The sequence below is a fragment of the Thermostichus sp. MS-CIW-37 genome (assembly GCF_054060065.1).
In genome coordinates this window covers 1-18,181 of record NZ_JBSSCV010000010.1, presented here as the reverse complement: position 1 = coordinate 18,181, position 18,181 = coordinate 1, and the positions used below count along the sequence as shown (strand labels likewise).

The window sequence follows — 18,181 nt, the reverse complement described above, 5'->3', positions numbered from 1 at the left end:
GGCCATGACCAGCATCTGGATTGAGCAGCGCCGCCGCGAGGATGAATCTCGCAACTTTTTTTGGATGGTGGCGCTATCGCTGCTGCTGCATGTGCTGGTGCTGCTGGGATTGCTCCACTTGGGGCGGCTTTGGCTCATTCGCGAGCCGGAACAGGAGGCCATCGAGTTTATCCTTCTGGATCCAGAAGATCTACAGCCCCCAGAGGAAGCGGAGCTGGTTTCAGAAGTCGATTCCCGCGATGGGGGTGAGCGGGTAGAAGCTCCTCCTTCTCAAGGCAGTCCACCCCAATCCCAGGCCGCCCCTCCCCAGGAGGCCCCTGCTCCTCCTCCGCCAAGACCCCAACCACCGCCACCACAGCAGCCTGCCCCTGTTCCACCACCACCTGCCCCGGCTGCAGTTGCTCTGGCAACCCCAACTCCAACCCCTCCACCCACGCCCACACCTACCCCAACCCCCGCTCCCCCTCAGCCCACCGCGACCCCGACTGCGGCACCGCCACCTTCCACGCCTGCCCCCAGACCTACTCCAACCCAGACTCCACCGCCCGTGGCGGCTGCTCCCTCCCCAAGGCCCACTCCCCCGCCGACTGCGGAGCCCTTGCCCGTGCAGCCAAGCGAGCGGGTTTCGGATCCCAGCCAATTGGCTCCCGTTCCGCCCGCTCCGCAACCGGTGACAGAGGTTCTTCCCGCCCAGCGGCCCTCTGACTCTTCCCAGTTGGGGCCTCCGGTCAGTGCCTCTGCTCCCAGCAATGGAGCCGGGATCCAGGGCAGTGGAGCTAGTGGATTGGCCAACCCCACCCAATCCGCTCCCAATCCCCCCAGTGTGGCAGCGCGGGCCGATGTGGATTGGGGCCCCTGGCTGGCCGCTTTGCAGCGGAAAGTGGAGCAAAATTGGATCCCTGGACAGACCGGCACCTCGCGTCGCACGGTGGTGATTTTTACGGTGGGTCGAGCTGGCGATCTGCAGAGCATTCGCCTGGGGCGCACGTCTGGCAGCCAACAAACCGATGATGCGGCGCTGACGGCTATCCAGAGGGCAGCCCCCTTCCTGCCCCTGCCTGAGGCTTATGAGGGCAACTCGGTGACGATTAATTTCACCTTTGATATCAACGTGCTGGGCCAGTTGACTGTAGGGGGATCCGCCAACTGAGGAGGGGATCCCTGCGAAACCCAAAAGACGGCGGCCTGGCAAGAGCCTACAGGGATCCCACAGGAGTTGGGGTGGCGGGCCCAGAGGCAACGCGGCTTATGCGACGCAAGCCCGGCAAGCCGGCATCCACCACCACCACACTGCCATCCGCTAAGACTACCAAGCCGGCAGGCTGCTCAAACCGGGCTGCCGAGGTGGGGCCATCCTGCCAACCGCGCTGATTCTGTCCGGCCAAGGTGGAAACTTGTCCCCCAGGCTGAAGACGACGAATGCGATGGTTATCTCGGTCGGCCACCCAGAGGTTGCCTGCCGCATCGAAGGCCAGCCCCCCCAGGGTTTGAAAACGGGCCTCTGCCAGGGGGCCATCCCGATAGCCTGGCTCTGCCCCGGAGAGGGTGGTCACTCGTCCGCCAGCAGAGAGCCGGCGCAGGCGATGTCCATCGGCAATCCAGAGGTTCCCCTCCTTATCCACCGCCAGAGCCGTGGGCTGCAGGAGCTGGGCCTGTTCTGCTGGGCCATCGACGGATCCCGGCTGGCCGGTGCCGGCAACCGTGGTCACTTCACCTGCAGGGGTGATGCGGCGGATGCGGCGATTGGCGCGGTCGGCAACGTAGAGGCTGCCATCTGAACCCAAAGCCAGCCCAGATGGCTCCCGGAACTGAGCTCGGTCAAGCCCCCCATCTCGGTATCCGGCTATACAAGTGCCGGCAAAGGTGCTCACCTGTCGTTGCAGGTTGATATAGCGCAGGCAATGGTTGCCGCTGTCGGCCACCCACAATCCCCCCTTGGGATCCCAGAGCAGCCCCTGTGGGGAGTCAAACTGAGCTTGATTGGCTGCTCCGTTGCGGCGGCCTGCTTGGCCTGTGCCGGCCCAAACTTCCAATTCCCCCTCTGGAGACAGCCGGAAGATGCGGTGCTGGGCTCTATCGGCTAAATAGAAGGCTCCTTCAGGATCCACAGCAATGCCGCTGATTTGCTGCAGGTAGATCCTGGACTCGGTGCCGGTGTTATCAGGGGCGTTGCCGACAGGATCTGCCGCGGGCGAGGTGCGGCCATCCAGCAAAGTTTCCACCACCCAGGCCGATGCTGCCGGAGCAGCGGGGGTGGGAGAGGGGCTGGGGGAAGGAGTAGCGGCAGGCCAATCGTAGACCAGAGTGCCCAACCCTTGCCCGGAAGCATCCGCAACAGCAACCCAAACTGAGCCGGAAAGAGAAGAAGGCGGCATCACCACCAAACGGTCACCGCTGCGGGAGCGAATTTCCCCCCTCAGGATGCGCTCGGGATTGGCTGCTGCAGCAAAGAGAACTGTTTCCACCCGCTCCAAATTTTCCCCTGAGAGCAGCAACGGCTGGCCAAGGGTGGGCGCTGCCGAGCTGGTGTGCAGCAGCGGTACCCCCACCTCAGAGAGCACCAACATCGAAAGGCGGCGCTGGCGCTCTGTGTCTTGGGGAGGACGATTGACACTGCCAGAACTCCCAGAGCGGGCAGAAAGGGTCAGGGATCCCTTCCCCTGCGCCAGAGTGGTGGATCTCCGATAGGCGATGGCGCTGAGCTCCGCTTCCCCGGCGGGAGGATTGGTGAAGGTGAAAGTGGCCGGTTGCCCCGGGCGCAGAGGGGCAGTGGCGGTTTGGCGATAGGTGCCCAGGGTAATGCTCAGGTCGATCCCTTCCACCCCCGGCCAGGTGGGAGTGCGAGCCAGCCAGCGATCCACCTCTGAGGCCGGTAGCTGGGCCACCAGATCGGATCCCTGTTCCTGGAGCAGCAGAACGATGCGGTTGCTAGGCACCGACAAGCCGGACTGGCGGGCTTGCTCGAAAGTCAGAGAAAGCGGGGAGGGAGGGAGAGGAGTTGGAGTTAAAACCGGCTGTAGGGCCGCAGGGGGAACAACGCTGGGAGACAGACTAGAAGAAGAAAGCTCGCCACAGCCCGAGAGAGCCAGCACCAAGGCACTCAGCGCAGGCCAAGGTAGCGGTGTCAGGGAAGCCCGTCGTGGCATGATGCAGCTCATCCCCTCCCACAAACTGGGAAATGGCGGAAACCCAAACCCCCACGCTTACCTTCATCAGCGTACAAACCGGCGAGAATTGCCCAGCACCCTCTCTGCCGCAGGAGCCACCTCGACCAATGCCTTGGCCCCTGAACCGCATTCCTATTCATGACCAACCATCCTCACCCGCAGGTGAGTCGCACTCCTCACTCCATCTATCCTTACTCAAATCCCCACCGAAAGACCAGATAGCAGTTTCAGCGGCCAGGAAATCATCCAGGCCATAGCGGTAGCGCTGTAAGTCGATGCTGCCCGCGTTCGCCCGGTTCGGCTATAGAGTGGGGACAGGCCACTCTCGCGGATGAATCAAGTAGACGGTACCCCCGGAGTGCTCCAGCCACAACGACTCTAGCTGTTCGCGGCGGTAGGTACGGCGAACCTCTTCGTTGGTTTTGGCCGCCGGATCGTGGACGATGGGATCCCCGTGGCTAAACTGCTCCGCACCGCTGCCGCGAGCAAATCCCACCAGCACCGCCAAATGACCCTTGCTTTTGGGGATCGGCGCCCCTTCCAGTTCTCCCTCGCCCCAGGCATAGCTGAGGACCACCGGAACCCCTGCCGCGATCCAGGCTTCTGCTTGGGCCAAGCTCTCCAGCCGCGCCACCACGCCGGACAAACCCTGCTCGGCAGCATGGGCGACGTTGAAAGCCCAGTTGCCATGGCCCTGGTAAACCCGGTCATACACACCGGCCACTACTGCGCGCACCAACACCTCACAGGGGCGGGGATCCCGCTTCCAGTAGGCCATCACCATCGCCAAAGAGGTGGGGCTACACCAGACCTCTCCCCCATCGGGGTACACCATCTGGGAGCACAAAGGCAGATCCAAGATTTTGCCCCAGCGGCTGGGATCCCCAGGGGATAGGCGGCTGGGCCTGACCGGCTCGTTGGAAATGGCAACTGCCACCTGATCCACAACGGCAGAACGGCCTGGCTCTTGCGTGAACAGGCGCACCCTGACCTGGAAGGCTTCTGCTCCGTTGAGGGTATCCTTGAGCACCAGCAAGTCCGTGTACAGGTTGCCATCCTCATCCCCTTGTCCTTGCACTGAGTGGCTGGCCAGAGTCAAGGGATCCGCAGCCCATACCCCGCCGTGATACCACTTTGTCCAGCGGTCTGAAAGCTTGGCCCGAATCCACAGTTCCAACCAGGTGCCGGGGGGCGTGGTGGCATTCCAGGAAGCGATTGCCCCGACCATAGGGAAGCTGGTGGGGACTGCTGGGCTGGTGGCTTCTCCCACCCAGTAGGGGCCAAGGGGATAGAAAGGGCGCCCCCGTTCGCGTAAGCGGTGCGGAGCATTATCGCGTAAGCGGGACGGAGTCCTTAGCGCCACCTCAGGCTCTTCAAGGCTGACTTCTTGCCGCAAACCCTCTGGATCCAAGACCAATTGCCCTTGGGCGTTCAGGCGGATCCCTTGGGTTGACCAGTGCTGAAACCCCTGAGCTTCTCCCGCCCGCCAGCGCTGAAACCCGGTGCGATAGGTGAAGTGGGTCTGGGCTTGCATCGTCAAGAGCATGACTCTAGTCAATAATAAGCTCAACTATACTGAAAATAATGTATAATATGTTCAGTACGGATTACTACCAGTTGATCTTTCTGTTTACTTTCGAGTCTGCCAACATGGTAGCCAAAGCAAAGCAGAAAATTGGTAGTAAGACGACACGGAAACTGCGCTTTGGGTATTCTACTCAAAGCTTTGCGGGATACCGCCATTCTGTTTGGACTCCGTCCCGCTAACGCGAATGGAAACAAACAGAATGCTATCGCTGCATAGTTGAACAGTGATGTTCAGCAGTGTTCAGCGTAAATGTATCAGTCCTGGAAAAGTTGGAACAGGCTGGGCCAACGTGGGCAACCCCAGCAAGAGCAGCACAACCCCGCTGACCAGCCCAGGCAGCCCCTGCCGTTCGCGCAAGCGGGACGGAGTCCTTTAGCCACTGCCTTCTGCGAGCATTGTCCGCCTGCCCCCACTAATAGCGCGACACCGCCGGATGTCCACCAATGTACCAGCGCCAGGGGATCTCGGCTCCTTGGGTGATGCCGATGCGGGTGGTTTGGACGATGGACAACTGCGTTTGCCAAGAGGGGGATCCCTCCAGCCAAATGCCTTCCTGGCCGGCTTCCGCCCGCTCTAGCCGCCAGCCGTTGTGGGATCCGTCGATGCGCAGTGCTTGACAGAGCAGGCCCGGCCCCGCCGCCGCCCGTGCTGGCTGATTCTGTTTGTTGGCCGGGATCCAGTCTGGCAGGCGATCCAACTGAGCTGCCCGGATCAGAACCGCCGCCGGGATCCCTTCTGGCTCGGTAACGATATTTAGACAGTGGTAGAGGCCGTAGATGCGATAGATGTAGAGATGCCCTGGCGGGCCAAACATGACCTGGTTGCGTTGGGTCTTGCGGCGGTAGGCATGGCAGGCCGGATCCCCAGCCGTGTAGGCCTCCGTCTCTACGATCTGGGCCCGCACCTGCAGCCCATCGGCAAATTGCCGCACCAGAACCATGCCCAGCAAGGCAGGTGCCACCAGCGGGGCCGGCTGGCTCAACCACTCCACAGCGTCCACGGCAGGCTTGGCAGCCCTCAGCCCCCAGCAACGGCAGGGACGATGCTCACCTCATCCCCATCTTGCAGAGGGGTGTCACATCCCTTGAGGAAGCGAATGTCTTCGCTGTTCACATAAAAGTTGACGAAGCGGCGCAATTCCCCCTTCTCATCGCACAGCCGCGCCTTAATCCCCGGACAGCGTTGTTCCAAAGCATCCAACAATTCGCGGATGGTGGATCCCTCGCAATTCACCACCCCCTGATCCTGGGTGAGCGCCCGCAGCGTGTTGGGAATCAGCACCTTGACTGCCATAGCCCAATGCCTCGTCCATTAACCAACATCAAAAAACTAGGGTAGCAGCACCCCATCGATGCCGTGAATCACGCCGTTGGAAACTGGAATATCCGCCAGGTTCACGTTAGCCCCGTTGACCCGGATGCTGCCATCGGATCCCACCTGCACCTGCAGCGGCAGCCCTGCCAAGGTGGTCAGAGTGGTCGATTGGCCGGGCCGCAGGTCAAACGAGGTAATCCGCCCCGGCACCACATGATACGTGAGAATGCGGGTGAGCTGAGCCCGGTTGGCCGGCTGCAACAGCGTCTCCACCGTGCCCGGCGGCAGTTGCCCAAAGGCCACATCGGAAGGGGCAAAGACCGTGAACGGCCCCGGCCCTGCCAAAGCCGTATTTAGCCCCGCCGCCCGTAAAGCCGCTGCCAGCGTCGAGTAGCTGCTGGGCAAAGTTTCCAGCTCAACGGCAATGGTGTTCAGCCCTTGTGGCCGGGCCACGGGAGCAAAGACAAGCGGGGCCACTACAGCCGCCACCGGGATCCAACGGCGAACAAGGCGCTGAACAGAAGGAAAGATAGGCATCGTGCAAAGCTCCTGAGCCAATAGGTCTACGCCAGGGATCTTAACAGTTCTTCATTAAGATTCTGTTAAGAGGCAATGGAGAGGGTCTTCCCTGCAAACCGAGTTCATACTGATGCCTCCTGCCAGTCCAGCCGCTCCAGGGTGCGGGCCCGCTCCAAAGCCTGTTCAAAGCTCTCCAGCCTGGGCGAGATCACCAGCGGATGGCCTACGTGGGCTTGAACCGCCTCCTGGGTCTTCAGACCGTTGCCGGTAATGTAGGCTACTGTAACCGCCTCCGGATCGATTTGACCGGATTCTGCCAGGTGTTTGAGCACGGCAATGGTGGTGCCGCCGGCAGTCTCGGTGAAGATGCCTTCGGTCTCGGCCAGGAGCTTAATGCCGGCGATGATCTCGGGATCCGTGGCCGTTGCGATCTGCCCACCGGTTCTGCGGGCAATGTCCAGGGCGTAGATCCCGTCGGCAGGGTTGCCGATGGCGATGGACTTGGCGATGGTATTGGGCTTAACCGGAGTGACAAAATCCCGTCCCTCGCGGAAGGCTTGGGCAATGGGCGAACATCCCTGCGCCTGGGCGCCGTGGAAGGTGACCGGCTTATCCGCCACCAGCCCCACCTTCACAAACTCCTGGAAGCCTTTATAAACCTTGGTGTACAGGGATCCCGAGGCCAGCGGGATCACTACCTGATCCGGCAGTTGCCAGCCCAGTTGCTCCACCACCTCGTAGGCCAGGGTTTTGGAGCCTTCCGAGTAGTAGGGGCGCAGGTTGATATTGACGAAGCCCCAGCCGTAGCGATCCGCCACCTCGGCGCAGAGGCGATTCACCTGGTCGTAGTTGCCCTCTACAGCCATAACGGTGGGGTTGTAAATCAGGGATCCCAGCACCTTGCCCGCTTCTAAGTCCGCCGGGATGAAGATGGTGCAGTCCAGGCCGGCATGGGCGGCAATGGCAGCCGTGGAGTTGGCCAAGTTGCCCGTGCTGGCGCAGGAAACGGTGGTAAAACCCAGCTCCTTGGCACGGGTCAGCGCCACCGACACCACCCGATCCTTGAAGCTGAGGGTGGGCATGTTGACGGCATCGTTCTTGATGTAAAGATTTTTCAATCCCAGCCGCCGACCCAGCCGCTCCGCTTTGATCAGAGGGGTCAGGCCCGTGCCCACATCAATGGGCTTCTCAGAAGTCACCGGCAGAAAAGGCCGATAGCGCCAGATGGAATGCGGCCCGGCCTGGATGCTCTGACGGCTAACCGTGCGCTTCAGCCAGTCGTAGTCATAAGCCACTTCCAGGGGGCCGAAACACAGCTCACAAACATGCTTGGCGACCGGCTCATACTCGGCGCCACACTCCCGACAGCGCAAACGGCTGAAGCCCACCTTGGAGCTGTGCAAGGCAGAGGCCAACGGGGAATCGGCAGGGCTGAGCGGGTGTTGCGAAAGGGTTTGGGACATGGGCAGCCTCAAGGTGAAGGAAAGGGTGGGCGCTGGATTGAACTTACCTATCGTTGGGGGGAATCTTATCACCCGCAATCTGCCGCGTCAACTAAACCCGACTAAAATAGTCTGGATTAGATCCGGTTGAGGATAATGGAATCGGTGCTTGGCTCTCTCAGGCGGGCTGTCTGGTGTTTGTATGAGCCGCAACATCCCTTGGGCGACTCTGCCCTTTCCTCTGGGATCCCCTGCTATCGGCAGCCTTGGGGGAGCTGATCCCAGCGCCCTGAGGTCTCTTCAACTCTTCAATCAGGTGACTTAGGCTGGGAACTGAGCCTCTACCCAACTTTATTTCCCAGGGCAACAGAAAACTTTCCCTACTGCTCTGCCTGCCTCAGGCCGGTCGCAAATAACCCTATCCGTTGCCGCCATCGCTAAGCTGGATAAGCGAGCTGAAATAACCTGAAAATTAAAAGACCGGGGATCCCGGCTATTCATTTTGGAATTGCCACCCTATGCTCAGAGTTGGACGGGACAGCATTGATTTTCTCGATCACTACGATGTGGTGGTGGTTGGCGGGGGGCACTCCGGCTGTGAGGCAGCATTGGCGGCAGCGCGGCTGGGCTGTAACACCCTCATGCTGACGTTGAATCTGGACAAGATCGCCTGGCAACCCTGTAACCCTGCCGTCGGCGGCCCGGCCAAATCGCAGCTGGTGCACGAAATCGATGCTCTCGGCGGCGAGATGGGCAAAGTTACCGACCGCACCTATTTGCAAAAGCGGGTGCTCAACCGTTCGCGGGGGCCGGCGGTGTGGGCGCTGCGGGCGCAAACCGACAAAAGGGAATATGCGCGGGTGATGCGCTCGGTGGTGGAAAACCAGCCTAACCTGACGATTCGCGAGGGCACTGTCACCGATTTGGTGTTGGGGCGCAACGACGAGGTGGTGGGCGTGGTCACCCATTTCGGCACCATCTTCGGCTGTCGGGCGGTGATCCTGACCACCGGTACGTTTTTGGGGGGGCGCATCTGGATTGGTCGCCACTGGCAAGCTGCCGGACGGGCAGGGGAATTTGCCGTGGAAGGGCTGACCGACACCCTGCGCCAACTGGGCTTGGAGACGGGCCGGCTGAAAACCGGCACCCCTGCCCGCGTGGATCGGCGCAGCGTGGATTTTTCGGTCATGGAGCGGCAACCGGGGGATCCCGATGTGCGCTGGTTTAGCTTCGACCCCGAGGTGTGGGTGCCAAGGGAGCAGATGGATTGCTACTTGACCCGCACCACCCCAGAGACCCACCGCATCATCCGGGAAAATCTCCACGAAACCCCTGTCTATGGCGGTTGGGTGGAGGCCAAAGGGCCCCGCTACTGCCCCAGCATCGAAGACAAGATTGTCCGCTTTGCCGACAAGGAAAGCCACCAGATTTTTATTGAGCCGGAAGGGCGGGATCTGCCGGAGCTCTACATCCAGGGGTTCTCCACGGGGATGCCTGAGAAAATCCAGATCCAGATGTTGCGCTCCTTGCCTGGCCTGGAGCGGTGCGTCATGCTGCGGCCTGCCTATGCGGTGGAATACGACTATCTGCCGGCCACCCAGCTCTACCCCACTCTGATGACCAAAAAGGTGCAGGGGTTGTTTTGCGCCGGCCAGATCAACGGCACCACCGGCTACGAAGAGGCGGCAGCTCAGGGGCTCATAGCCGGGATCAACGCCGCCCGCCTGGTTCAAGGCAAGCCCCTGGTCACCCTGCCGCGGGAGTCCAGCTACATCGGCACCCTCATCGACGATCTCTGCACCAAAGAACTGCGGGAGCCCTACCGCATGCTCACCAGCCGCTCCGAATACCGCCTCATCCTGCGCTCCGACAATGCCGACCAACGGCTCACCCCCCTGGGGCGAGAATGGGGCTTGATCGATGACCGGCGCTGGGCCCTGTTCCAAGCCAAGCAAGCGCGCATTGCCGCAGAAATCGAGCGCCTGGAAACGCAGCGGGTGAAGGCCCACGACCTGGCCGGCATCCAACTAAGCCAACTGACGGGGCAGGGGATCAAGGGATCCGCCACCCTGGCCGAGATCTTGCGCCGCAACCAGATTCACTACTCCGATCTCCTGGAACTGGGGCTGGGGGATGCGGAGCTGGATCCCTTTGAGCAGGAGGCGGCAGAGATTGCCGTCAAATACAGCGGCTACATCCAGCGGCAGCAGAGCCAAATTGAGCAGGTGAGCAAGCAGTACCACCGCCCTCTGCCCCCCGATCTGGACTACCACTCCATCCCCACCCTCTCCAAAGAGTCGCGGGATAAGCTCTCGGCGGTGCGCCCGCTAACCGTGGGCCAGGCGGCCCGCATCGGCGGTGTCAACCCCGCCGACATCAATGCCCTGCTGATCTACCTGGAAGTGAGGCAACGTCAGAGGACGGCTGCGGCAGATCCCGTCTGTTCTTCTGTATGAGCTCCGCCCCCACCCAGGTAGAGGGAAGGGATCCCTTCTAGGGGCATGCGCGAGGCTACCCCCAGCTCCAGCGGCGAGACCTCCCCTCTCAGCCAATGGCAGAGACCAGCCGCCCCGATCATGGCCGCATTGTCGGTACAAAGGGCAATCGGCGGGATCACCACCCGCAACCCCCTTTGCCGGGCTGCTTCTGTGAGGCGGGCCCTCAGCTCCCGATTGGCAGCTACCCCTCCCGTCAGCAGCAGTGTCGAGAGGCCCAGCGCTTCGGCACAGGCCACCGCTTTTTGGGCAAGTGCACCGGTCAGGCAGGCTTGAAAGCTGGCGGCAATATCGGCAATGGGCAACTCCTGGCCCTCTTGCCGCAACTGCTGTACTAGGCGCAACACTGCCGTTTTTAGGCCACTGAAGCTGCTGTCGTAGGGATGATCCACTTTGCCCTCTGGCAGCGGGAACCGCTCTGGATCCCCCTGCTGGGCCCAACGGTCGATCTGCGGCCCCCCCGGGTAGCCCAGCCCCAACAGCCGCGCCACCTTATCAAATGCCTCGCCGGCAGCATCGTCGCGGGTGCGGCCCACCGTCTGGTAGTCCCCGTAGTCCTTCATCCAAATCAGGCTGGTATGGCCTCCCGATACCAAAAGGCATAGGCAGGGGGGGCGCAGATCGGGCTCGGCCAAAAAGCCGCTGAAGAGATGGCCCTCCAGATGGTGCACCCCGATCAGGGGCTTGTCGTAAAGCAAAGCCAGGGTCTTGGCCCCCATCAGCCCCACCAGCAGGGATCCCACCAGGCCCGGCGCACAGGTTACGGCAATGGCATCTACCTCGGCCACCTCCAATCCTGCCTGTTGCAGAGCCCTCTCCAGCACAAAGGGCAAGGTTTCCACATGCTGACGAGAGGCCACCTCCGGCACCACCCCCCCGTAAGCAGCATGAAGGTCGATTTGGCTGGCCACCACGGAGCTGAGCTGCCGTGGGGCAAACCCCGGCCAGGCTGCATCCGCCGCCACCACAGCCACAGCCGTTTCGTCACAACTGGTTTCGATGGCAAGGACGCGGGGCATGGGAGAGCAAGCTGGGGAAAGGAATAGGAAAGCCTTGGGATCCTTAAATTAAGAATTGTGTGAGCTAAAACTCAGGATCCGTCGGGGCGAGGCGCTCAGGAGTATGATACTAACCGTTTAGTGCCTGTTGCTGCACTTAGCATCCCTTAGCATTTGGACAGATCCTAGACCCCTACCTCAAGGACACATCCTGCTATGCGAACCTTTTTAAGCCTTCTTTTGGCCCTTTGCATCGCGCTTGGCCTCGCCCAATCTGTGCAGGCAGAGCCCTTGATCGGTCTGAAACCTTGCAGCGAAGTTCCCGCTTTTCAGGCTCTGATGAACGAACGCCTGAGCAGCCTAGAGGAGAAGATCCTCAACGCCAGCCCTGCTATGGCTCCCGTCTACCAGCAAAAGCTGGCCCAAACCAGCAAGCGCTTTGAGCGCTACAGCAAGCTGCTCTGCGGCGAAGAGGGCCTGCCCCACCTGGTTACAGATGGTCGGTTGAACCATGCGGGCGAGTTTCTCATCCCCGGCCTGCTTTTCCTCTATATCGCCGGTTGGCTGGGCTGGGCCGGGCGTTCTTACCTCATCGCGGTTCGGGATGAGGATAGCCCCGAGATGAAAGAAAGCCTGATCGATGTACCGCTGGCGCTGCGGTGTTTCCTCACGGCTTTGGCTTGGCCTGCTGCTGCTTTCAAGGAGATTGCCAGTGGCGAAATTCGAGAGCCGGAAGCGGCTGTGCCCATCTCGCCCCGCTGAGGAGCTGAGCCCGGCTTTCTAACTCGATCTGTTCAATCTTTGAGAGGCATCTATGGCTGACTTCACCAAGTTTCTCACCACTGCTCCGGTGGCGTTTATCCTGTTTTCCAGCTTCGTTTTTGCCCTGTTCATCGAGATCAATCGCTTCTTCCCCGACATTTTGACGTTCTGAGTGTAGGCCAGGGATCCCCAGTGCAACCATGCCCGACGGGATCCCTGCTTTTTTGAGCTTTTTTCCATCCTCTCTTGAACCAGACACAGAGTTGCTGAAATGGTCGAACCCAATGCCGAGCCTGCTCCGTTGAATAGGTTGAATATGGATGAGGGATGTGTCACCGTCCCTGAGGGAGATCCGCAAATTGGCGATCTCTGGACACCGATCAACCACACACCTGTTGTCCGGCTGTTGATCGACTGGCTGCCCATCAACCGACCGGGATTGAGTTCCATTTGGCGGGGCTTGGAAATCGGTATGGCCCACGGCTATTGGCTGGTCGGCCCCTTTGCCAAGCTGGGGCCGCTGCGCAACGAGCCCATCGGTCTGCTGAGCGGCTTTTTGGGAGCCTGTGGCCTGATCCTGATCCTGACGGCGGCCCTTTCTCTCTACGGCTCTGTCACCTCGCAGCGCAACACAGGGCCGGTAAAGGGATCCCAATCTTGGAGCGAATTGGCTGCCGGCTTCTTGGTAGGGGGCATGGGGGGGGCGATCGTCGCCTACCTGCTTTTGCTGAATGCAGATCTCCTTGTCCCCGCATCTTAACTGGAGCTATTGGCCATCCGTTGGATCATCCACAACGTCTTTAATCGCTTCTCGAGCATCCTCGACTCCAGGGTGGGTGGCTGCCTTTGTTTGCTCGGCCTTACCTTCCAGCCTTTCACGCTGATCGCTGGCCAGCTCACCCACAATTTCCTGGATTTTGCTCTCCAGATTCTTGGCAGTGGCTCCAACTTGCTTTTCAAGGCTCATAACATCGGCCCCTTCACCGGCTTTGCCCTGTCTACTCGATAGCACCTTTTCTCTTTGGGCCTCGTGATCCAAATCACCTGCAAGGCAGCAAAGAGGGTGGGTCGGGCTGGCAGACCAGAGGAAGCTTGTCTTAGCATGGACTGAATTCTGCAATGAGCCGATAACAGCGGTTCTAGAGATTTTTCTGCCTATCTTTCGTGAGCTGCTGTGAACGATCTGCTGTCCGAACCCACTTCTGAAAGGCTCTCCTTGGCCGAGATTCGCCGCCTATCGCCCGCAGCCTTGGCCTACCTGGGAGACGCCATTTACGAACTGCACGTGCGGCGGCAACGGCTATTTCCTCCGGATCGACTGGAGCGCTATCATCAGCAGGTGGTGAGGCGGGTACGCGGCTCGGCTCAGGCCAAGTTGCTGTTGGCCCTGTTGCCCCATCTCAGCCCCGAGGAGCAGGAAATTGTCCGCTGGGGTCGCAATGGCTGCGGTCGCCCACCCCGACATCTGCCTCTGGCCGACTACCAAAACGCCAGCGGCCTGGAAACGGTTCTGGGCTATCTCTACCTGGCCAATCCCGAACGGCTGCGCCATATCCTCGCCCTCACTGATGTTTTGGCTGAGACCCTGGGCGAGTGGGAAGGTTAGGATAGTCTTTCCGTCTTTCCATCTTCCACGCCCATGCCCAAGACTTCTCAGCGCAAACCTGCTTCACGGCTGTCTCGCTCGGGCAAACTGCAGCCGCGAAGGGCAGGGCAATCCGTTAGCAAGCGGGTACAGCGGCCCAAACGCCGAGACGGGGATCCCAAGCTTGCCCTCCGAGAGGCTCCAGTGAAGCCCATCCGTCGCGACGCGCAACGGCAGTGGCCCCAAGGCAAGATGGCTCCTCAACCAGTAGGCGAGCTGGATCCCGGCCTCTCCACTGGCGAGACAGGGATCTTGCCAGGGGAAGTTCAGCCTCAGGCCGACGGGAATCCGGAGACCGAGCTGGAGCAAGAGATCATCTACGGTCGCCAGACGGTACTGGCCGCCCTGAGAAGTCAAGCCACCCTCAACCGGGTTTGGATCCTGCCGAGGTTGCGCTACAGCCCCCAATTTTTGTCTCTGTTGGAAGAAGCCAAAGCGCGGGGCACTGTTATCGACGAAGTCTCTCCAAAGCGGCTGAACGCCCTCACGGCTGGCGCCAACCACCAGGGTATCGCTGCCCAAGCCACGCCTTATCAGTACATGGATCTGGAGGATTTGGTGGAAAGAAGCCGGCAGGCCAGCCCCAATCCGGTGCTGGTAGTCCTAGACGGGATCCAGGATCCCCATAACTTGGGAGCCATTGCCCGTAGTGTGGAGGCTTTTGGCATGCAGGGGATGGTGATCCCCCAGCGGCGGGCAGCAGGGGTAACCTCGACGGTGATGAAGGTAGCGGCGGGAGCCCTCTCCACCTTGCCGGTGGCGCGGGTGGTGAATTTGAATCGGGCTTTGGAATACCTCAAAGAGCAGGGGTTTTGGGTTTATGGCACCACCAGCCGAGGGGCTGACCCCATCTATAGCGCCGATTTTCAGCGGCCCATTGCTTTGGTAGTGGGATCCGAGGGGGAAGGGATTAGCCTGCTCACACAACGCCATTGTGACCAACTGCTGTCCATTCCCTTGGCAGGCCGCACTGAAAGCTTGAATGCTTCTGTGGCCACCGGCATTGCCCTCTACGAAATCCACCGGCAGCGCTCTCCCCACCACCTCAAACGTGCCGAGATTGATACATTCCTCAACAAATCGTCAATAAAAGCAGTAGAATCTAGGGGATTGCAGAAAATATCCAATGATCGTTAGCACTTGTTAATGGGGGATGGATCCCGTGAGCAACCCTTTGGTCAGTCTGTTGGATAAGCTGCGCGGCCTGTCGGTCTGGATCGAGATCACCACCGAGGACTGCACCTACTACTACGGCCCCTTCTCCGATGAAGCTGAGGCGGAGCGGCTCAAAGGCCACTACATCGCCGACCTGCAAAAGGAAGGAGCCAAAAAGATCCAGGCTCTGGTGAAGAAAATGCGCCAGCCACAGTCTCTGACGGTGACCCGTACTCCGTCGGGAGCCCGTTCCTGATGTCTGCTACGGCTTATCAAGTAACCCTTCATCACCGCGGCCAAACCTACCGCTTCCCTGCCTCTGCGGATCAGACGGTTTTACAAGCTGCTCTTGAACACGGGATAGAGCTACCTTCCTCTTGTCAGGCGGGGGTTTGCACCACCTGTGCGGGGCGGCTGAAGTCGGGATCTGTGACTCAGACAGAGGCAATGGGGATTGGGCCAGAACTGCAGGCCCAAGGGTTTGTGCTGCTGTGTGTAGCCTATGCTACCTCCGATTTGGAGGTGGAGACCGATCAAGAGGAAGAGGTTTACCGTTTGCAGTTTGGCTCCTAACCGTGCCGGATTTCTGTTCAGGTCTACTTGTTAGTAGGTGTTGTAGTCATTTCGATTCAAACTAGGACACTGTACCCACAACTAAAACCTTGGTCGCGTCTTCGCGTCAGCGTTGCGGAGCAATAGCGTTGCGGAGCAATAATGCAGGGGCCCAAAAGGTTTTTCTCAGTAGCCCGGCTGTCTCAGCCTAATCTGAAAATACTACATTAGTTTATATTGTTGGATTCTTAGTGTTAGAAGTTATCGAAAGTAAGTCTGTTTCCTTGGCGAGATCAGTTCTCGACTCCTGTGAAGTTGCATTTGTTGCACCTATCTCTGCCGTTGAGCTCGCCTCTCTCTGCCCCGCAACTGGAGCAATCCCTCTGTCAGCAAGTTGACCGGGAGCTGGGCCAGCCGGCTCGGCTTCTGCGCTGGAGCTTGACGGCGGTGGAGGGGGATAGAGCCTGGGTTGAGGTGGTCGCCACCACTGATGAGGGCTACTCGGATTTAGACTAGGACAACTCACTCTTAGTCAGCTTCTTGACAGACGTCTGCAAGAGTTTTCCCAATACCCCAGTGGTCTCAGACCAATCGAGAACCAACAGTTTCATTGCTACGTTAAAGAGATGGTTCATATTGATTGATGGAAATGGCTATCGGTACCCTTGCCCATTTTTGTCGTTTGGCCAATGTCTGTCTCTGCATCTGAACCAACTCCGGCTCCACTGCTGGCCGAGCAGCACCCCCCTGTCGCCCTCACCATCGCTGGATCCGACAGTGGTGGGGGAGCAGGGATCCAAGCGGATCTGCGCACCTTTGCTTTCCAACGGGTACACGGTACCTCTGCCCTGACCTGCGTGACCGCCCAGAATACCCTTGGGGTGAGCCGGGTGGATGCGCTGCCCCCCGAAGCCGTAGCCGCCCAAATCGAGGCTGTGGTGCAGGACATCGGGGTGCAAGGGATCAAGACGGGCATGTTGCTGAATGCCGAGATCGTGCTGGAGGTAGCCCGTCAGGTGGAGCGCTGGACGTTGCGGCCTCTGGTGGTGGATCCGGTGATGGTGTCCCGCACGGGAGCGAAGTTGTTGGCAGATGAGGCCATTCAGGCCATCCGCGAGCGGCTGATCCCCTTGGCCCAGGTGCTGACCCCCAACCGCTATGAGGCGCAAATTTTAACGGGGCTGCAGCTGCAGTCCCTGGCAGATATGCAAACGGCGGCCCAGCAGATTCGCACCCTGGGCTGTGGAGCGGTGTTGGTCAAAGGCGGAGGCATGCCGGGGGAACTGCAGGGGGTGGATGTGTGGTTCGATGGCGAGCGACTGGAAGTGCTGAAAACAGAGCGGATCCCCACCCGCCACACCCACGGCACCGGCTGTACCCTCTCGGCGGCCATTGCAGCACAGATGGCCTGGGGCAGGGATCCCTTGGCGGCCACAGTGGCGGCCAAAGCCTATGTAACGGAGGCGCTGCGACATCCTTTGGCCATCGGGTCAGGTCAGGGGCCAGTGGGGCACTTCTACCCGCTTCTGTCCGGGATTGGCAAACCTGTGCCATAAGAGAGAAGTCCCTCTCTCTGGCTGCTATGGCTAGCCCGTCGAATCTTTCTCAGAAGGGATCCCTGCCCAAATGGCGGTTTTGGCTACCCCTACTGCTGCAGCTGGGTATCGTTCTGCTGATACCGGCTCGGCAAGCGCTGACTCTTGCTGTCGGAACCACGATCTACCTGCAAACGGCCCCTGTGGATCCCTATGACCTTTTGCGGGGCCGGTATGTGGCCTTGGGCTACGTCGTCGGTCGGCGCTCCACCCTAGAGCAACTGCCGGGTTGGTTACCTGATTTGGAGACGCCAGGGATCCTTTATCTGCGCTTAGCTCCCCCCGCAGGGGATCCCACTCAACCTTGGCGAGCAATCGGTGTCAGCCGGGAGATGCCCAAAGATTTGCAGCCTGAAGAGAAAGTACTGCGAGGCTGGTTTGACGGGCAGCAGCTCAAGTTGGGAACCGAAGAATTTTTTATTCCCGAAGCGATTGGAGATGCCTTGGAAGAGGATATTCGGCGTTACCCTGAAGCCACGCGGGCAGAAGTGAAAGTGGATCCCTGGGGCAAGGCAGCATTGGTCGGCCTCTGGGTAGGGGAGCATCGGTACTAAGTGCTCATTCTGCCCGGCTTTAACGCTTTAACAATTAATCACCATATTGTAAACTACCCGACCCTGACTGCTTCGCAGTACAGGGCGGGCTTAAGGCCTCCGGCCCGCTGACGCGAACGGTAGCCCTGCAGTTGGCAAGCCAACCACGAGCCTCTAGGCTGGTTTACAGCAGCCCCCAAAAGCGCAATCACATTCGCACCATTCAAATCCGCATCCCCTTCCCATCCACAGTGTCCACACTTAAACTTCTTTCCACTGCGGTAGGATTGCGCAGGGTCGGGATGAATGTGCAAACACCGATGGCAGGTCTGCGACGTGTAGGCAGGCGGAACAAGAACCAGAGCAACCCCCGCACGCAGAGCCTTGTACTCCAAAAATTGACGGAGTTGATAAAA

21 protein-coding genes are annotated in these 18,181 nt (G+C 60.1%); 12 read left to right on the top strand and 9 right to left on the bottom strand.

What is annotated here, in order from left to right:
- The first annotated feature begins 4 nt into the window (after positions 1-4).
- Positions 5-1,150, top strand: a complete 1,146-nt coding sequence (locus ACVWYZ_RS06195) for an energy transducer TonB (protein ID WP_457466523.1) — start codon at positions 5-7, stop codon at positions 1,148-1,150.
- A 46-nt stretch (positions 1,151-1,196) separates the two neighbouring features.
- Here ACVWYZ_RS06195 and ACVWYZ_RS06190 read toward each other — a convergent pair whose 3' ends face one another.
- The 6 genes from ACVWYZ_RS06190 to thrC form a co-directional block, all read right to left on the bottom strand.
- Complete coding sequence (locus tag ACVWYZ_RS06190; protein ID WP_457466522.1) at positions 1,197-3,146, bottom strand: NHL repeat-containing protein; 1,950 nt, start codon at positions 3,144-3,146, stop codon at positions 1,197-1,199.
- Between the two features lie 322 nt (positions 3,147-3,468).
- Positions 3,469-4,725, bottom strand: a complete 1,257-nt coding sequence (locus tag ACVWYZ_RS06185) for a C39 family peptidase (protein WP_457466521.1) — start codon at positions 4,723-4,725, stop codon at positions 3,469-3,471.
- A 442-nt stretch (positions 4,726-5,167) separates the two neighbouring features.
- Complete coding sequence (locus ACVWYZ_RS06180; RefSeq protein ID WP_011434357.1) at positions 5,168-5,746, bottom strand: DNA-3-methyladenine glycosylase; 579 nt, start codon at positions 5,744-5,746, stop codon at positions 5,168-5,170.
- Positions 5,747-5,772: 26 nt separating this feature from the next.
- The gene (locus tag ACVWYZ_RS06175) at positions 5,773-6,048 is read right to left on the bottom strand and encodes a ubiquitin-like small modifier protein 1 (protein WP_011434358.1); all 276 of its coding nucleotides are present in this window, start codon (positions 6,046-6,048) and stop codon (positions 5,773-5,775) included.
- Positions 6,049-6,084: 36 nt separating this feature from the next.
- Positions 6,085-6,606 (bottom strand): fasciclin domain-containing protein, encoded by a 522-nt coding sequence (locus ACVWYZ_RS06170; protein ID WP_457466520.1) that lies wholly within the window; start codon positions 6,604-6,606, stop codon positions 6,085-6,087.
- A gap of 104 nt (positions 6,607-6,710) precedes the next feature.
- Complete coding sequence (gene thrC / locus ACVWYZ_RS06165; protein WP_457466519.1) at positions 6,711-8,051, bottom strand: threonine synthase; 1,341 nt, start codon at positions 8,049-8,051, stop codon at positions 6,711-6,713.
- Positions 8,052-8,548: 497 nt separating this feature from the next.
- On the opposite strand from thrC, the gene mnmG reads away from it, so the two are divergent.
- Entirely contained in the window at positions 8,549-10,486 is a 1,938-nt protein-coding gene (gene mnmG, locus ACVWYZ_RS06160; RefSeq protein ID WP_457466518.1) for a tRNA uridine-5-carboxymethylaminomethyl(34) synthesis enzyme MnmG, read from the top strand.
- On the opposite strand, the gene tsaD is transcribed toward mnmG, so the two are convergent.
- Positions 10,444-11,544 (bottom strand): tRNA (adenosine(37)-N6)-threonylcarbamoyltransferase complex transferase subunit TsaD, encoded by a 1,101-nt coding sequence (gene tsaD / locus ACVWYZ_RS06155; RefSeq protein WP_457466517.1) that lies wholly within the window; start codon positions 11,542-11,544, stop codon positions 10,444-10,446. The two genes, mnmG and tsaD, sit on opposite strands and share 43 nt — an antisense overlap.
- 195 nt (positions 11,545-11,739) lie before the next feature.
- Between tsaD and ACVWYZ_RS06150 the strand changes: the two genes are divergently transcribed.
- The 3 genes from ACVWYZ_RS06150 to ACVWYZ_RS06140 all read left to right on the top strand — a co-directional run bounded on the left by ACVWYZ_RS06150 (position 11,740) and on the right by ACVWYZ_RS06140 (position 13,045).
- Positions 11,740-12,285 (top strand): Photosystem I reaction center subunit III, encoded by a 546-nt coding sequence (locus ACVWYZ_RS06150; protein WP_414342216.1) that lies wholly within the window; start codon positions 11,740-11,742, stop codon positions 12,283-12,285.
- A 52-nt stretch (positions 12,286-12,337) separates the two neighbouring features.
- Positions 12,338-12,457, top strand: a complete 120-nt coding sequence (locus ACVWYZ_RS06145; RefSeq protein WP_011434365.1) for a photosystem I reaction center subunit IX — start codon at positions 12,338-12,340, stop codon at positions 12,455-12,457.
- 99 nt (positions 12,458-12,556) lie between these two features.
- On the top strand, positions 12,557-13,045 hold the full coding sequence (locus ACVWYZ_RS06140) for a photosystem I reaction center protein subunit XI (protein ID WP_457466516.1): 489 nt from the start codon (positions 12,557-12,559) through the stop codon (positions 13,043-13,045).
- Between the two features lie 6 nt (positions 13,046-13,051).
- On the opposite strand, the gene ACVWYZ_RS06135 is transcribed toward ACVWYZ_RS06140, so the two are convergent.
- Positions 13,052-13,324 carry a hypothetical protein gene (locus tag ACVWYZ_RS06135; RefSeq protein WP_414388293.1) on the bottom strand — a complete coding sequence of 91 codons (273 nt, stop codon included), beginning with the start codon at positions 13,322-13,324 and terminating at the stop codon, positions 13,052-13,054.
- A 135-nt stretch (positions 13,325-13,459) separates the two neighbouring features.
- On the opposite strand from ACVWYZ_RS06135, the gene ACVWYZ_RS06130 reads away from it, so the two are divergent.
- The 7 genes from ACVWYZ_RS06130 (at position 13,460) to ACVWYZ_RS06100 (ending at position 17,786) form a co-directional block, all read left to right on the top strand.
- Positions 13,460-13,891, top strand: coding sequence for a ribonuclease III domain-containing protein (locus ACVWYZ_RS06130; protein WP_414427940.1), 432 nt, complete (start codon positions 13,460-13,462; stop codon positions 13,889-13,891).
- A 33-nt stretch (positions 13,892-13,924) separates the two neighbouring features.
- Complete coding sequence (rlmB, locus tag ACVWYZ_RS06125) at positions 13,925-15,067, top strand: 23S rRNA (guanosine(2251)-2'-O)-methyltransferase RlmB (protein ID WP_457466515.1); 1,143 nt, start codon at positions 13,925-13,927, stop codon at positions 15,065-15,067.
- Between the two features lie 16 nt (positions 15,068-15,083).
- The gene (locus ACVWYZ_RS06120) at positions 15,084-15,341 is read left to right on the top strand and encodes a DUF1816 domain-containing protein (RefSeq protein WP_011434370.1); all 258 of its coding nucleotides are present in this window, start codon (positions 15,084-15,086) and stop codon (positions 15,339-15,341) included.
- Positions 15,341-15,658 carry a 2Fe-2S iron-sulfur cluster-binding protein gene (locus ACVWYZ_RS06115; RefSeq protein WP_011434371.1) on the top strand — a complete coding sequence of 106 codons (318 nt, stop codon included), beginning with the start codon at positions 15,341-15,343 and terminating at the stop codon, positions 15,656-15,658. Before ACVWYZ_RS06120 ends, ACVWYZ_RS06115 begins: the two co-directional genes overlap by 1 nt.
- 288 nt (positions 15,659-15,946) lie before the next feature.
- Entirely contained in the window at positions 15,947-16,153 is a 207-nt protein-coding gene (locus ACVWYZ_RS06110; RefSeq protein WP_414332282.1) for a hypothetical protein, read from the top strand.
- Between the two features lie 173 nt (positions 16,154-16,326).
- Positions 16,327-17,193 carry a bifunctional hydroxymethylpyrimidine kinase/phosphomethylpyrimidine kinase gene (gene thiD / locus ACVWYZ_RS06105; RefSeq protein WP_457411268.1) on the top strand — a complete coding sequence of 289 codons (867 nt, stop codon included), beginning with the start codon at positions 16,327-16,329 and terminating at the stop codon, positions 17,191-17,193.
- Between the two features lie 26 nt (positions 17,194-17,219).
- Positions 17,220-17,786 carry a GDYXXLXY domain-containing protein gene (locus ACVWYZ_RS06100; RefSeq protein ID WP_457466514.1) on the top strand — a complete coding sequence of 189 codons (567 nt, stop codon included), beginning with the start codon at positions 17,220-17,222 and terminating at the stop codon, positions 17,784-17,786.
- Positions 17,787-17,839: 53 nt separating this feature from the next.
- On the opposite strand, the gene ACVWYZ_RS06095 is transcribed toward ACVWYZ_RS06100, so the two are convergent.
- A partial coding sequence (locus ACVWYZ_RS06095) for a zinc ribbon domain-containing protein (RefSeq protein ID WP_457466513.1) occupies positions 17,840-18,181 on the bottom strand: 342 nt, incomplete at its 5' end.